We start from the raw sequence: 17,094 nt of genomic DNA, 5'->3' as shown, positions 1-17,094 counted from the left end.
ACATGGCGCGCAACGACGAGGCCACCGCGATCGAGGTCCGTAACCTCACCCGCACCTATCAGTCCGGCAAGCACGGCGAACTGGTGCGCGCGAACGACGATCTGACCTTCAGCATCGCCCGCGGCGAGGTGTTCGGTCTGCTGGGCGCGAACGGGGCGGGCAAGACCACCCTGGTCTCCCAGCTCCTGGGGCTGGTGCGGCCGACCTCGGGGTCCATCCGCGTCGAGGGGGTGGACGTGGTGTCGGATCCCGAGGCGGTCAAGGCGGTGACCGGATTCCTGCCGCAGACCGGGCTGTCGATGAGACTGGTCGAGGTCCGGCGGGCACTGCACTACACGGGGCGGCTGCGCGGACAGTCGGAGAGCGAGGCGAGGCGTCAGACCGGTGAGCTGATCGAGGAGTTGGGCCTCGCCGACGTGGCCGACCGTTACGTCGACCAGCTCAGCGGCGGCATGATGCGGCTGGTGAACTTCGGCATGGCGCTGATGGGCCGGACGAAACTCCTCATCCTCGACGAGCCGACGAACGAGCTGGACCCGCACAATCGGCGGCTCATCTGGGACATGGTCGCCCGGCGCAGCGCGACGGAGGGCACGACGGTCGTCCTGGTCACGCACAACGTGCTGGAGGCGGAGAAAGCCGTGCACCGGGTCGGTGTGATGCACGCCGGCCGGATCACCGCCCTGGGCACGCCCGGTGAGCTGAAGGCGCGGCTGGGCGACAAGGTGCGGATGGAGCTGTTCGTCAAGGACGGCAAGGCGCTCCTGTCCGAGGAGATCGACATGCTGGGCGGTGTCGGGTCCGTCGTCGCCGGGAGCCGCGAGGGTACGTATCTGATCCACTCCGACCCGGAGCAGATGGCGGGGCTGGTGCAGGCCGTCACGCGCGATCTGGGCATGGCCCGCGTGGACGACTTCCGGCTGACCCGGCCATCGTTGGAGGACGTCTATCTGAGCATGGACGGCGGGGTCCTGGCCGGGGCGCCGGAGACGGAGCCCGAGACGGAGCGGGAGGCCGAGCCGGAGCGCGAACCGGTGCCCGTATCCGCACCCGTACAAGAGGGGGAATCCGCACCCGAGTTGGAGTCGGCGCAGGGCGGCCTGCGGACCGTCACCAAGGCCTCGCCCACTGCGGTCTCGTCCGCCGTCTCGTCCGTCACCCCGCGCTCTCCCGCGCCCGCGCCCGCGCCCGACGGGAAGACGGCGCAGGGACGCGCCCGTCGGCTGCTCGTCGACCTCAAGTACCTGTGGCTCGAACAGATGCTGGAGGTACGCACCACCTGGACCTGGAGCCTGCTGTTCGGCCTGCTGATGCCGGTCGCCATGGTGTTCGGCCTGTCCCGTATCGGCGGCGGGCTCAACGACGCGAACAGCCTGCTGTACATCGTGAGCGGCGCGGCGATCTTCTCCGTCGCCACCGAAGGCGTCGCGACGCTGGCCCAGCGCATCGGGGTGATCAAGAACGACGGCATGATGGTCTATTACGCGTCACTGCCCATCAGCAAGGCGTCGTTCGTGGCGGCGATGATCCTGTCACGACTGCTGCTGATCATGCCGGGACTGATCACCCCGATGATCGCCGCCGGGCTGATGTACGACGTGGACTTCGTCATCTCACCGGCCCTGGTGATCGTCCTGCCGCTGTCCTGTCTGGCGCTGTCCGCGATCGGTCTCGCGATCGGCACGCTCATCGACAGCATGGAACTGATCGTCGTCATCACCAATCTGCTCATCTTCGTGCTGCTGCTCGCGGCCCCGGTGCTGATCCCGCCGGACTCGCTGCCGCTGCCGCTGCGGATCATCGGCTATCTGCTGCCGCCGACCTACGCCGCCGAAGCGTTGCGCCACACCCTCACCGGTGACCTGGACGCCGTATTCGCACTGGACATCGCGGTGCTGGCCGCCATGACCGTGCTCGGGCTGGCAGGAGCCACCCGTTGGATCCGCTGGCGTCTTGCCTGAACTAGAGGAGTACCCGTTATGGACCAGTCTGTTGTCAGCGCTTCGACGTTCGTCGACGTGGTTGCCGAGCGGGCAGCCCTGTCGTCGGGCACCGCGTTCCAGTTCGTCACGCCGGGCAGCCCCGAGCGCCCCGCCCTCACCTTCCCCGGTCTGCACGACCGCGCGCGTGCCATCGGCGCCCTGCTCGCGGACCGGGTCGACCCCGGTGACCGGGTCCTGGTGCTGCTGCCGCCCGGCCTGGACTACGTCGCGTCCTTCCTCGGCTGTCTGTATGCCGGGGCCGTCGCCGTACCCCTGTACCCGCCGAGCAAGGGCAGCTACTCGGCGCGCCATCGCGCGGTCCTGGCCGACTCCGCTCCGGCCGCCGCGCTCGTACCGGGCAGCGTCCTCGCCGACCCGGCCGAACTCGTGGGGGCCGCGGGCATACCCGACCTCCCGCTGATCGCGGTGGACGGTGAGCTGCCGGCGCCGGACGAGTGGCGGCGGCCGAAGATCGACGCGGACAGCATCGCCTTCCTCCAGTACACCTCGGGCTCCACCGCCACCCCGCGCGGCGTGGTCGTCACCCACCACAACCTGGTGGTCAACTCCCGGCAGATCCAGGAGCGGTTCGGCGCCTCGGCCGACACGCCGGTGGTCAGCTGGCTTCCGCCGTACCACGACATGGGGCTCATCGGCGGCATCCTGCAACCCGTCTACGCCGGCGCGACCGCCACCCTGTTCTCGCCCGTCTCCTTCATCACCCGGCCGTTGGAGTGGCTGAGGCTGATCTCGGAGACCGGCGCCCGGATCAGCGGCGGTCCCAACTTCGCGTACGACTTGTGTGTGGACCGTATCCCCGAGGCCGCTCTCGCCGAACTCGACCTGTCCCACTGGGAGATCGCCTTCAACGGCGCCGAGCCGGTGCGCGCGAGGACCCTGGAGCGGTTCGCCGAGCGCATGGCCCCTCTCGGCTTCCGGCCCGGTTCCTTCTTCCCGTGCTACGGCCTCGCCGAGGCCACCCTCATGGTCTCCGGCCGCAGGGTGGGCGACGCCCCGGTGGCCGAGTCGTTCGACGCCGACTCACTGGCGCCGGGTCGGCCGGCCGTACCCGCCGACGACGGGCTGCGGGTCGTCGGCTGCGGGCCGGTCGCCGAGGACCTGGCCGTCACCGTGGTCGATCCGGAGACGGGCACCGTCTGCCCGCCCGGCACCGTCGGCGAGATCTGGGCGGCCGGCGAGAACGTCGCGGCCGGCTACTGGGGCCAGGACGACCAGGACGGAAAGACGTTCGGCGCCCGGCTCAGCGGGGACGACCGCGGCCATCTGCGCACCGGGGACCTCGGGTTCCTGCGGAACGGCCAGCTGTATGTGACGGGGCGCAGCAAGGACCTCGTCGTGGTGCGCGGTCGCAACCACTACCCGCAGGACCTGGAGCAGTCCGCCCTCGACGCGCACACCACGCTGCGCCGTGGAGCCGCCGCCTTCGCGCTGGAGAGCGAGCGCGGCGAAGAGGTGTGCCTCGTCCTGGAGACCGCGGTCGGTCACCGTACGGAGGAGATCGGAGAGGTGACCGTTGAGGTACGCGATCGGGTGGCCAGGGAGCACGGCGTGGCCCCCGGCACGATCGTCTTCGTCCGGCCCGGCCAGATCGCCCGTACCACCAGTGGCAAGATCCAGCGGTCGCGGACGCGGGACCTGCTGTTGGACGGTTCGCTGAAGGTGGTGCACCGCTGGAACGCCCCGGCCGCCGGAGCGCCGGGGCTGCGTGACACGCTCGCCGCGCTGCCGGAGCACCAGTGGCAGCGGACGGCGCGGGACACGGTGCTGGAGCTGGTCGGCAGCAGGCTGAACACCGTGGTCGATCCGGCGCTGCCGCTGGTCTCCCAGGGGCTGGACTCGCTCGCCGCCATCGACCTCAAGGTCGTCGTGGAGGAGGCCCTGGGTCTGGAACTGCCGCTGGATGCCCTGCTCGCCGGGGCGAGCGTGGACGAACTGCTTGACTCGGCAACGCCGTTGTCCGCCGAGACGTCCTCCCCCATCGGCGCCGGCTCCGACGCCTCGGACTCGTCCGACGGTGGACGCCGGCCGCTGTCGAGCAACCAGCAGGCGCTGTGGATCCTTGAGCGCCAGCACCCGGACAGCGCCGTCCAGCACATCAGTGTCGCGCTCAGGCTGCTCACCGACGTCGACACCGACGCCCTGCGCCGTGCCTTCCAAGGACTCGTCGACCGGCATCCCACCCTGCGTACCGCCCTGCACTGGGGCACGGACGGCGAGTCGTACCAGGAGGTGCTGGACCACCAGGGTGTCGCGTTCATCGTCGAGGACGCGGCGCATCTGGACGAGCGGCAGCTGAGCGAGCGGCTGCGCCGTGAGGTCCGCGGCGAGCGCATCGCGCTGTCCGCCGGGCAGGTCCTCCAAGTGGCCCTGTTCCGCAGGCCGGACGGGGACGTCCTGTCGTTCGTCGTGCATCACATCGCGGTCGACATGTGGTCGATCGCGATCCTCACCGACGAACTCGGGAAGCTGTACGCGCGGGAGACCGGTCACGGCGTCGAGCTGCCCGCACCGCCCGCCGCCCGGTACACGGAGCTGGCCCGGCGCCAGGCCGCGCTGCTCGACGCACCGCGCGGCCAGGCGCTGTGGGAGTACTGGCGCGGCGAACTCGACGGCGCCAGGCCCGTATGGGAACTTCCCGCCGACCGTCCCCGGCCGCCGTCCCTGACGTACCGGGGCGACACGGTCGTGCTGGACATCGACGCCGGTACGACGGCGGCCCTGCGCGAGCGCGCGGCGAGCGAGGGCACCACCCTGTTCGTGGCGCTGCTCTCGGTCTTCCAGAGCCTGGTCCAGCGCTACACCGGAGAGGACGACTTCCTGGTGGGTGTCCCGGCCTCCGGCCGTACCGACGCCGCGCTGCACGGTGTGGTGGGCTACTTCGTCAACCCGGTGCTGATCCGCTCCCGGATGGACGGCGCGCGCTCGTACTCCGAGCAGCTGCGCGAGACCAAGCGGTCCGTCGCCGCCGCGATGCGGCATCAGGACATGCCCTTCCCCGTCCTCGTCGAACGGCTCGGGCTCGCGCGCGAGGCGTCCCGGCCGCCCGGCTACCAGGTCATGTTCAATCTCACCAAGTCCCATCTGGCCGACGCCGGGGACCTCACGTCCCTCGACTTCGGCCGCGCCGGCTCCCGGCTGAACCTGGGTGAACTGCGCGCGGAATCGCTGGAGTTGGCCCGGAAGACCGCGCAGATCGACATGACGATGGTCGTCACGGAGACCGGCGACCATCTCGAAGCGGCCATCAACTTCTCCACCGATCTCTTCGACCGCGAGACGGTGGAGCGTTTCGGCGCGAACTTCGCCGACCTGGCGGCCCGCCTGGTCGAGCAGCCGGCACTGCCGCTCGCCGACGTCCCGTCCGCCGGTGAGGACGATCTGCGCCGGATCGAGGCCTGGAACGACACGTCCACCGCGTACCCGCGCGAGCGGACCGTCCCGGAGCTGTTCGCCGAACACGTCGCCGCCCGGCCCGACTCCCCAGCCCTCACCTACGGTGAACTCTCCTACAGCTACCGGGAGTTGGACCGGGTCTCCAACGCCCTCGCCCGCCGGCTGCGGGAACTTGGCGTACGCGCCGAGACACCGGTCGGCCTGTACGTGGACCGCGACCCGGCGGTCGTGGTCGCGATGCTGGCCGTCGCCAAGGCCGGTGGCGCGTACGTGCCGTTGGACCCGGCACACCCGCCGCACCGGCTGCGGCACATCCTCGCGGAGTCGGGGGCCGCCGTCGTACTCACCCGGCCCGGAGGCTCCCTCGCCGAGCTGGTCGGCGACGACCCGAGCGACGACCCGGGCACCGTCTCCGGGCTGCCCACCCTCACACCGGGCGACTTCATGACGCCCTCGATCGCCGCGGACCCGGCCCACGACACCGCCGCGCCCGTCGCGCACGCGGGGGCCGGTGCCTCCGACGGTCTGCTGTACGTGATGTACACCTCCGGTTCCTCGGGCACGCCCAAGGGAGTCTGCGTCACCCACCGCAATGTGGTCCGGCTGGTCCGGGACACCGCGTATCTGTCGCTGAACCCCGGTGACCGGGTCACCCAGATCTCCAACGCCGCCTTCGACGCGGCCACTCTGGAGATCTGGGGAGCCCTCCTCAACGGCGCCCAGCTCGTCGGCTTCGGCAAGGAGACGGTCCTGTCGCCCCAGTTGCTCGCCGCCGCGCTGCGGGAGCACGACATCCACACCGTCGTCATGGCCACACCGCTGTTCACCCAGGTCGTCGGGTACGACCCCGCCACGTTCGCGCACACCCGCCAACTCCTGGTCGGCGGGGACACGATGGACCCCAAGCGGGCCCGCGAGGTGGCCGAGCTGGGCGGCCCCGTCCTCACCAACGGGTACGGCCCGACGGAGTCGGCCACCTTCGCGACGACCGTGCGGCTGGCGGAGGTGGCCGAGGATGTGTGGCGCCTGCCGATCGGCGGGCCGATCTCCAACACCACGGTGTACGTCCTGGACGAGCGGCTGCGACCGGTGCCCGTCGGGGTGCCCGGCCAGCTGTACATCGGCGGCGACGGCCTCGGCCGCGGCTATGTGGGCCGACCGGACCTCACGGCCGAGAAGTTCCTGCCGGACCCCTTCGGCCGGGAGCCGGGCTCGCGGATGTACGCCTCCGGGGACCTGGCCCGCTGGCTGCCGGACGGCACCGTCGACTTCCTCGGGCGGGTCGACTTCCAGGTCAAGGTGCGCGGGTTCCGGATCGAGCCGGGCGAGATCGACGCCGCGCTCGTCGCCCACCCCGGAGTCCTGGAGGCGATCACCGTCGTCGACGAGACCACCGGCGAGAAGCGACTGGTGGCCTACTACGCCGGCACGCCCACGGTGGCGGAGCTGACCGCGCACCTCGCCGAGCGGCTGCCGGAGTACATGGTGCCGTCGGTCCTGGTCTCTCTGCCGGAACTGCCGAAGAACCCCAATCGCAAGATCGACCGAGCCGCGCTGCGGCTGCCGGAGCCGGGGGCCGGTGGGGCGTCCGGCGATGGCACCTCGGGCGGTGTGGCCGGGGAGGCGGGGGCTGTCGCGCCCGGACTGCGGGAGGAGGTCGCGGAGATGTTCGCCGAGGTGCTGGGGCAGCCTGAAGTCAGCCCCGACCACAACTTCTTCGAGATCGGCGGGCATTCGCTGCTGGCGATCCGCCTCCTGGCCCAGATCAAGCAGCGCTACCAGGTCGACCTCGCGCTGAACGAGTTGTTCAACGACCCGACGGCACGGGCCGTCGCCGACCAGATCTCCGAGCAGCGGGGCGAGGCGGACCGCGCGGGGGCCGCCCCGGCCTCCGTACCGGCCGCGCCGGCCGGGCCGACCGCCGTGTCGCGGAGTGCGTACGTGCGCGAGACCGGCAGCCGGTAGCCGACAGCGGCGCCCGCGTCCGTCCCCCGCGGACGCGGGCGCCGACCCCACAGGGGTGCGGGGTGCCTGTCCCTGTCCCACACGAAAGTCGAACACTAGGGTGAGCGAGGACCAGATGAATTCGGGCCAGGTCTATGTCATGCCGGCGTCCCCGGCACAGGTCGGCCTGTGGCTGCTTGTGGAGCTGGACCCGACATCCACGGCGTACAACGTGCCGGCGGCTATGCGGCTGACCGGCCCTCTGGACTTCGGCGCACTGTCGCGCGCAGTGGACGGCCTCTGCCGGCGGCACGAGATTCTGCGGACCACGTTCACCGTCGCCGACGGAGCGGTGTCACAGGTGATCCACCCCGAGGCTCAGGTCGGGGTGGACCGGCTGGACCTCACCGGATTCGGCGCGGACGCCGAGGCCACCTGCCGCAAGGAGTGCGCCGAGCGAGCCGCCGAGCCGTTCGATCTGACGGACGGGCCGCTGCTCCGTCTCACGGGCTTCAAGCTCGGCGAGGACGACCATGTCGTCTCGCTGCTGATGCACCACATCATCACGGACGGCTGGTCGATGGGCCTGTTCGTCAAGGAACTCGCCGCCCTCTACACGGGGGAACTGGTCGGGGCCGGGGACACGCTGCTCGCCCCGCCGGCCCTCCAGTACGCCGACTTCGCGCTCTGGCACCGCGAGTGGCTGGACTCAGGTGTCCAGGACGAGCAACTCGGCCACTGGCGGGGGGCGCTCGCCGACCACGAGTTGTTGCTGGACCTGCCCACCGACCGGACCCGACCGAGGGTGCCCACGTTCCAGGGCGACCGCGTCACCACCACGCTGGACGAAGAGTTCAGCCGCAGGCTGCGTACGACGGCCGCCGGGCACGGCGCGACGCCGTTCATGGCAGCGCACGGCGCGTTCGCCGCCGTACTCGCCCGCAACGCCTCGCAGGACCACGTCAGGATCGGCGTGCCGTCGGCGAACCGGAGCCACGCCCACACCGACGAGGTCATCGGGTTCTTCGCCAACACCCTTGTCGTGGGCACGGACTGGGGCCGGTCGACGACGTTCGGCGAACTGCTCACGCAGGTGCGCGAGCGCACGGCCGAAGCACTCGCCCACGGCGACGTGCCTTTCGGGGAAGTGGTACGCGCACTGGGCGGGCCGCGTGACCGCTCGCACAGCGCCTTCTTCCAGGCCATGGTCGCCATGGACAACGCGCCCGACAACTTCGACCTGGCACCCGGCCTGCACGCGCGGCGCTTCGACGTACCGCTGCACACGGCCAAGTTCGACCTGACGCTCTTCCTCCACGACGGCCCCGCGGGCCTGGAACTGACCCTGGAATACGCGACGGACCTGTTCACTCGGGACACCGCCGTACGGCTGCTGGAGCAGGTGCTCGACATCCTGCGCGCGGGCACCGAGGCACCGGATCAGGCGCTCGGCGGGCTGATCACCGTCAGCGACGAGCAGCGTCGCCGGCTCGACGACTGGTCGCGCGGCCCGGAGCCGGTCTCCCCTGCGGCCTCGGGTCCGGACGGTGCGCGTACGGCGCTGGACCTCTTCGTCCGCCAGGTGTCGGCCGCCCCGGACGCCCCCGCGCTGGTGGCCGGGGACCGTACCGTCAGCTACGCCGAACTGGACGCGCTCGCGGACCGGACAGCCGCGGGACTCGCGGCGGCGGGGGTGCGGGCGGCGGACCTGGTGGGCGTGTCGCTGCCGCGCTCCGTCGAGCTGGTCGCGTCCCTGCTCGCGGTGTGGAAGCGGGGCGCGGCTTACGTACCGCTCGACCCCGCCCAGCCCGCCGCCCGACGTGCCGCGATCCTCGCGGACGCCGCTCCGGTGGCGGTCATCGGCACGCCCGGCGACGACACCGGGGGTGGGGGCGCGCCGGTCCTGGACGTGCGGGAGTTGCTGTCCGGTGGCGACGACGCCGCGACGGCCGCACCGGCGATCGGCGCGGCCGACCTCGGATACGTGCTCTACACCTCCGGCTCCACCGGAACCCCCAAGGGCGTGCAGATCACCCAGGCCGGACTCGTCAACTACCTGCGCTGGGCGGCGGCGGAGTACTGCCCCGACCGGCCGCCGGTGGCGCCGCTGCACACCACCATCGGCTTCGACCTGACCGTGACCAGCCTGTGGGTCCCGCTGACCACGGGCGGCTCCGTGCACCTGGTCGACGAGGACTCACCGGTCGACGGCCTGGTCGCCGCCCTGTCCGGGCCGACCCGCCCCAGCCTGGTCAAGCTCACCCCCGCACATCTGGAGGCGGTCTGCCGGCTTCTGCCGCCGGGCGCACTCGCCGGGCTGCGGGTCTGCTTCGTCGTGGGCGGCGAGGCGCTGGCCCCGAGTCTGGTACGCCGATTGTTCGCCGTGGCGCCGGACGCCAGGGTCGTCAACGAGTACGGGCCGACGGAGACCGTGGTCGGCTGCGCGGTCGCGAGCGCCGTGGCCGCCGACGACCTGGGCGAACGGCCGGGGATGCCGATCGGGCGGCCGGTGGCGGGGACCCGGCTGTATGTGGTGGACGAGTCGCTGGAGCCGGTGCCGGTGGGTGTTCCCGGTGAGTTGGTGGTGGGCGGTACGGGTGTGGGCCGGGGTTATCTCGGTGATCCGGGGCGGACGGCAGCCGCGTTCGTTCCCGATCCGTTCTCGGGTGTGAAGGGTGCGCGGCTGTACCGGACGGGCGATGTGGTCCGTCATCTTCCCGACGGGCAGCTGGAGTTCCTGGGGCGCCGGGACCACCAGGTGAAGATCCGGGGGCAGCGGATCGAGTTGGGTGAGGTCGAGGCGGCGCTGCGGTCGGTGGACGGGGTCACCGACACGGTGGTCACAGCGGTCACCGACCAGCTGGGCCAGACACGCCTCGCGGCTTATGTCACCGGTGCGACGGATGCCGAGACGGTACGCGCGGCTGTCCGGGCCGCACTGCCTGACGCGATGGTGCCGTCGGCGGTGGTGGTTCTGGATGCGCTCCCGCTGACTGCGAACGGGAAGATCGACCGCGCGGCGCTGCCGGTGGCGGAGTTCGCTGACCGGTCGGTGTTCGTCGCGCCGGTGAGTGCGGAGGAGGAGCGGGTCGCGGCGGTGTTCTCCGAAGTCCTCGGCGTCGAACCCGTCGGTCTCGCCGACGACTTCTTCGCGCTCGGCGGGCATTCGCTCCTCGCCACACAGGTGGTGGCACGGCTGCGTGAGCACTTCGCCATCGAACTGCCACTGCGTGCCCTGTTCGAGTCACCGACGGTGGGTGACCTGGCCGCGGTGGTGGCCGCTGCCGGTGGGTCGGCGTCGGTGCCACTCGTACGGGTCGAGCGAACAGGTCCGGTGGAGGTTTCGTACGCACAGCAGCGCATGTGGTTCCTGCATCAACTGGAGCCGGAGAGCACGTCGTACAACGTCCCGGCCGTAGTCCGGCTGCGAGGACCGCTCGACGCGAACCGACTCCGCCAAGCACTGGAATCGGTCGCACACCGCCACGACGTACTGCGCACCATGTTCGATGAAATCGACGGACACGTCGTCCAGATCATCGGAGACACACCACTCATCGACTTCACGGAGAACGACCTGCGTGGAGCCGAGGACGCCGACGCGGTCGCCCAACAGCTCGCGGCCGATCTCGCGGCCTTGCCGTTCGCACTCGACGGTGGTCCGCTGAGCCGCTGGGTGTTGAGCCGGGTCGGAGACGAGGAGTACATACTCGCCCTTTCCATGCATCACATCGTGTCGGACGGTTGGTCGGTGGGGGTGCTGCTGCGTGAGGTACAGGCCGCCTACGCGGGAGAGAAACTGCCAGAACTCCCCGTGCAGTACGCGGACTTCGCCGTCTGGCAGCGCAAGTGGCTGGCATCAGGCGTCATGGACGAACAACTCGCCCACTGGCGAACCGCCCTGGCCGGCGCACCACCGGTACTCGATCTCCCCACCGACTTCCCACGACCCGCGATCCCTACTTACCAGGGCACACACCTGCGCGCACGCGTCGACACCGGCACTGCGGCAGCGCTCAACACACTCGCGCGTGAACACGGCACCACGCTCTTCATGGTGCTTCAGTCGGTCTACGCCGCGCTGCTCGCCCACCGAGCAGGGCAGGACGAAGTCGTCATCGGGATACCGGTGGCCAACCGCTCCCGTACCGAACTCGAAGACCTCATCGGCTTCTTCATCAACACGCTGGCGCTGCGGATCCGAAGCAACGCGCGCGAGTCCTTCGCCGAACTCCTGCGACAGGTGCGGCAGGTGTCGCTCGATGCCTTCGCGCACCAGGACGTTCCGTTCGAGCGGCTGGTCGAGGAACTCGCCCCGACCCGCGATCTGTCGCGCAACCCCATCTTCCAGGCCATGTTCGTCTTCCAGAACGCACCCCAGGGAGCGGCTGCCGGGCTGGCGGACGTCACGATGGAGCACCTTCAAATAGAAGAGGGGATGGCGAAGTTCGACCTCACTCTCATTGTCGAGGAATCGCCGGAGGAGCAATCCCTGGAGGTCGTACTGGAGTTCGCGACGGACCTGTTCTCCGAGGGCACGGGCCGGGCGATCCTGGACGGTTTCGTACGGGCCTGCGAGGTGCTGGCGCGGGAGGGCGCGGCCTCGGTGGTGGGTGAGCTGACGGCGGTGTCGGAGTCGGAGCGCCGGCTGCTGGTGGAGGAGTGGAACGCGACCGGCCGGGACGACGTGCTCGGTGGTGTGGTCGAGCGTATCCGCGCACTGGCGGCGGACACACCGGAAGCCATCGCAGTCCAGGACGAGCACGCCACTGTCAGGTACGCCGAGTTGGTGGAGCGGGCCGACGGGGTGGCGAACGGGTTGCGGGAGCGTGGGGTCCGAGGGGGTGAGCGGGTCGTACTGTACTTCGACCGTGGTGTGGGTGCGGTGACGGCGGTGCTCGGTGTGTTCGGTGCGGGCGCTGCCTATGTCCCCCTCGACACCCGCGCACCACACACCCGCAGCGCCGCGATCCTGAACGACAGCGGCGCCACCATCCTCCTCACCAACCACGACGGCGAACACGGCGCACGCCAACTCGCCGCAGCGTCAGACCAGGACGTGAAGGTTGTCCTCATCGAGGACCTGCCCACCCCCACAGGCCCACCGACCCACCCACACAGCGCACCCGACGACCTCGCCTACGTCATCTACACCTCAGGCTCCACCGGACGCCCCAAAGGCGCCATGGTCGAACACCTCGGCATGGACAACCACCTCCTCGCCAAAGTCGAAGACCTCCAACTCACCCACACCGACACCATCGTCCAAAACGCCGCACTCACCTTCGACATCAGCGTCTGGCAAATGCTCAGCGCCCTCACCGTCGGCGGCAAAACCCTCATCATCAACGACAACACCGCACTCGACGCCACCGCACTCTTCCACCACACAGCCCAACACCACACCACCATCCTCGAAGTCGTCCCCTCACTCCTCCGCGCCACCCTCGACGCCTGGGACACCCTCGGCACCACCCCCCAACTCCCCCACCTACGCCACCTCGTCGTCACCGGCGAAGCACTCCCACCCGACCTCTGCACCCGCTGGCACACCCACCACCCCCACATCCCCCTCACCAACGCCTACGGCCCCACCGAATGCTCCGACGACGTCACCCACGCCCACATCACCCCCCACACCACCATCAACCACACACGCGCACCCATCGGCCACCCCATCCGAAACACCCAACTCTACGTCGTCAACGAGTCACTGGAACCCGTACCCATCGGCGTCCCCGGCGAACTGATGGTCGGCGGAACCGGCGTCGGCCGCGGCTACCTCGCAGACCCCGCGCGGACAGCAGCCACCTTCATCCCCGACCCCTTCTCCGGTGTGGCGGGTGCGCGGCTGTACCGCACCGGCGACATCGTCCGCCACCTCCCCGACGGACAACTGGAATTCCTCGGACGCCGCGACCACCAGGTCAAAATCCGCGGCCAACGCATCGAACTCGGCGAGGTCGAAGCAGCACTCCGCTCAATGAACGGCGTCACCGACACAGTCGTCACCGCAGTCACCGACCACCTCGGCCAGACACGCCTCGCCGCATACATCACCGGCAACACCGACGCCGAGACGGTACGCACGGCTGTCAGGGCCGCCCTGCCCGACGCCATGGTCCCCTCTGCTGTGGTGGTCCTGGATGCGCTCCCGCTGACTCCGAACGGGAAGATCGACCGCGCGGCGCTGCCGGTGGCGGAGTTCGCGGACCGGTCGGTGTTCGTCGCGCCGGTGAGTACGGAGGAGCAGCGGGTCGCGGCGGTGTTCTCCGAAGTCCTGGGCGTCGAACGCGTCGGCCTCGCCGACGACTTCTTCGCACTCGGCGGGCATTCGCTCCTGGCAACGCAGGCGGTGGCACGGCTGCGTGAGCACTTCGCCATCGAGCTACCGCTGCGTGCCCTGTTCGAGTCACCCACCGTCGGCGACCTGGCCGCAGCGGTCGCCGCTGCCGGCAGGGCGGCATCGATACCACTCGTACGGGTCGAACGCACAGGACCGGTGGAGGTGTCGTACGCACAGCAACGCATGTGGTTCCTGCATCAACTGGAGCCGGAGAGCACGTCGTACAACGTCCCGGCGGTAGTCCGGCTGCGAGGACCACTCGACGCGGACCGACTCCGCCAAGCACTGGAAACGGTCGCACACCGCCACGACGTACTGCGCACCAAGTTCGACGAAATCGACGGACACGTCGTCCAGATCATCGGAGACACACCACTCATCGACTTCACCGTGACGGATCCGGACGAAGGTGGTGATGCGCAGAAGACAGCCGAGAAACTGTCTGCGCTGCTGGCGGCCCGGCCGTTCAGCCTGGAGCATGGACCGCTCCTGCGCTGGGCGCTGACGCCGCTGGGTGACGACGAACACGTCCTCGCAATGACGATGCATCACATCGTGTCGGACGGCTGGTCGGTGGGGGTGCTGCTGCGTGAGGTACAGGCCTCCTACGCGGGCGAGGAACTGCCCGAACTCCCCGTGCAGTACGCCGACTTCGGCGTCTGGCAGCGCGAGTGGCTGGCATCGGGCGTCATGGATGAACAACTCGCCCACTGGCGCACCACCCTGGCCGGCGCACCGCCCCTGCTCGACCTCCCCACCGACCACCCGCGACCAGCGATCCCCACCTACCAGGGCACACACCTGCGTGCACGGATCAACCCCCGCACGACAGAAGCGCTCAACACACTCGCACGCGACCACGGCACCACGCTCTTCATGGTGCTCCAGTCGGTCTACGCCGCGCTACTCGCCCGCCGAGCAGGGCAGGACGAAGTCGTCGTCGGGATACCGGTGGCGAACCGCTCCCGTACCGAACTCGAAGACCTCATCGGCTTCTTCGTCAACACACTCCCGCTCCGTATCCGAAGCAACCCACAAGAGCCGTTCTCCGAACTCCTCGAACACGTGCGGCAGGTGTCGCTCGATGCCTTCGCGCACCAGGACGTACCGTTCGAGCGGCTGGTCGAAGAACTCGCCCCCACCCGCGATCTGTCCCGCAACCCCATCTTCCAGGCCATGTTCGTCCTCCAGAACGCACCGCGCACGAGTCTGGCCATGGACGGTGTCGAGCTGACCCAGCTGGATGTCGAGGACGGAACAGCCAAGTTCGATGTGATGCTGCTGGTCGATGAGTTGGGGTCAGAGCTGGGCGTGACGTTGGAGTTCGCGACGGACCTGTTCTCCGAGGGCACGGGCCGGGCGATCCTGGACGGTTTCGTACGGGCCTGCGAGGTGCTGGCCACGTCGTCCGGTCCAGTGACGGTGGGGCAGCTGACGGCGGTCTCCCCGGACGAGCGGGCCCAGCTGTTGGCGGAGTGGAACGCGACCGGCCGGGACGACGTGCTCGGTGGTGTGGTGGAACGGATCCGCGCGCTGGCCGCGGACACACCAGACGCCCCAGCCGTCCAGGACGAGCACACCACCGTGACGTATCAGGAACTCGTCACGCGAGCGGACCAGCTCTCCCACCTACTTGATCAAGCCGGTGTGCGTCCGGCACAGCGCGTCGCTCTCTATCTCGACCGTGGTGTGGGTGCGGTGACGGCGGTGCTCGGTGTGTTCGGTGCGGGCGCTGCCTATGTCCCCCTCGACACCCGCGCACCACACACCCGCAGCGCCGCGATCCTGAACGACAGCGGCGCCACCATCCTCCTCACCAACCACGACGGCGAACACGGCGCACGCCAACTCGCCGCAGCGTCAGACCAGGACGTGAAGGTTGTCCTCATCGAGGACCTGCCCACCCCCACAGGCCCACCGACCCACCCACACAGCGCACCCGACGACCTCGCCTACGTCATCTACACCTCAGGCTCCACCGGACGCCCCAAAGGCGCCATGGTCGAACACCTCGGCATGGACAACCACCTCCTCGCCAAAGTCGAAGACCTCCAACTCACCCACACCGACACCATCGTCCAAAACGCCGCACTCACCTTCGACATCAGCGTCTGGCAAATGCTCAGCGCCCTCACCGTCGGCGGCAAAACCCTCATCATCAACGACAACACCGCACTCGACGCCACCGCACTCTTCCACCACACAGCCCAACACCACACCACCATCCTCGAAGTCGTCCCCTCACTCCTCCGCGCCACCCTCGACGCCTGGGACACCCTCGGCACCACCCCCCAACTCCCCCACCTACGCCACCTCGTCGTCACCGGCGAAGCACTCCCACCCGACCTCTGCACCCGCTGGCACACCCACCACCCCCACATCCCCCTCACCAACGCCTACGGCCCCACCGAATGCTCCGACGACGTCACCCACGCCCACATCACCCCCCACACCACCATCAACCACACACGCGCACCCATCGGCCACCCCATCCGAAACACCCAACTCTACGTCGTCGACGAGTCACTGGAACCAGTGCCAGTAGGTGTCCCCGGTGAGTTGGTAGTGGGCGGAACGGGCGTCGGCCGCGGCTACCTCGCAGACCCCGCACGAACAGCCGCCGCCTTCATCCCCGACCCCTTCTCCGGAATCCAAGGCGCACGGCTCTATCGCACCGGTGACATCGTCCGCTACCTCCCCGACGGACAACTCGAATTCCTCGGACGCCGCGACCACCAGGTCAAAATCCGCGGCCAACGCATCGAACTCGGCGAGGTCGAAGCAGCACTCCGCTCCATGGACGGCGTCACCGACACAGTCGTCACCGCCGTCACCGACCACCTCGGCCAGACACGCCTCGCCGCATACATCACCGGCAACACCAACGCCGACACCGTGCGCGCCACCGCCAAAACCACCCTCCCCGACGCCATGATCCCCTCAGCCGTCGTACACCTGGAAACCCTCCCCCTCACGCCCAACGGGAAAATCGACCGCGCCGCCCTGCCCACACCCGAGTTCGCCGACCGGTCCGTCTTTGTCCCGCCCGTCACTCTCGTGGAACACCGCGTCGCCGCGGTGTTCTCCGAAGTCCTCGGCGTCGAACCCGTCGGCCTCGCCGACGACTTCTTCGCACTCGGCGGACACTCACTCCTCGCCACACAGGCGGTCGCCCGCCTCCGGGAACACTTCGCCATCGAACTGCCACTCCGCACACTGTTCGAGTCACCCACCGTCGGCGACCTGGCCGCGGTGGTGGCCAAGGCGGAGGCCGAGCAGGCGACCGACTCCAGCGTGGCGGAGCTGGAACAACTCCTGGCCGAGGTCGAGGGGTTGTCGGACGAGGAGATCGCGCGGAGGCTCGCACCCGACGACGGACCCCTCACGGCATGACACCCTCACCCACGA

At 69.6% G+C, this 17,094-nt stretch carries 3 protein-coding genes; all 3 read left to right on the top strand.

Annotated features, from left to right (window positions below; genetic code table 11):
• Positions 1-2 precede the first annotated feature (2 nt).
• The 3 genes from ACIBLA_RS33085 to ACIBLA_RS33075 all read left to right on the top strand — a co-directional run bounded on the left by ACIBLA_RS33085 (position 3) and on the right by ACIBLA_RS33075 (position 17,079).
• Positions 3-1,961, top strand: coding sequence for an ATP-binding cassette domain-containing protein (locus tag ACIBLA_RS33085; protein WP_399200765.1), 1,959 nt, complete (start codon positions 3-5; stop codon positions 1,959-1,961).
• Positions 1,962-1,979: 18 nt separating this feature from the next.
• Entirely contained in the window at positions 1,980-7,361 is a 5,382-nt protein-coding gene (locus ACIBLA_RS33080) for an amino acid adenylation domain-containing protein (protein ID WP_399200764.1), read from the top strand.
• A 100-nt stretch (positions 7,362-7,461) separates the two neighbouring features.
• Positions 7,462-17,079, top strand: coding sequence for an amino acid adenylation domain-containing protein (locus tag ACIBLA_RS33075; RefSeq protein ID WP_399200763.1), 9,618 nt, complete (start codon positions 7,462-7,464; stop codon positions 17,077-17,079).
• Positions 17,080-17,094 lie beyond the last annotated feature (15 nt).

Source organism: Streptomyces sp. NPDC050433, from assembly GCF_044458565.1.
In the GTDB taxonomy this organism is placed as follows: Bacteria; Actinomycetota; Actinomycetes; order Streptomycetales; family Streptomycetaceae; genus Streptomyces.
This window is presented reverse-complemented; position numbering and strand designations above follow the sequence as displayed.

What these genes read in the sequence shown, in the direction of transcription:
- ACIBLA_RS33080 (WP_399200764.1), top strand. Translation starts at nt 1,980, where the DNA reads ATGGACCAGTCTGTTGTCAGCGCTTCGACGTTCGTCGACGTGGTTGCC.
- ACIBLA_RS33085 (WP_399200765.1), top strand. Translation starts at nt 3, where the DNA reads ATGGCGCGCAACGACGAGGCCACCGCGATCGAGGTCCGTAACCTCACC.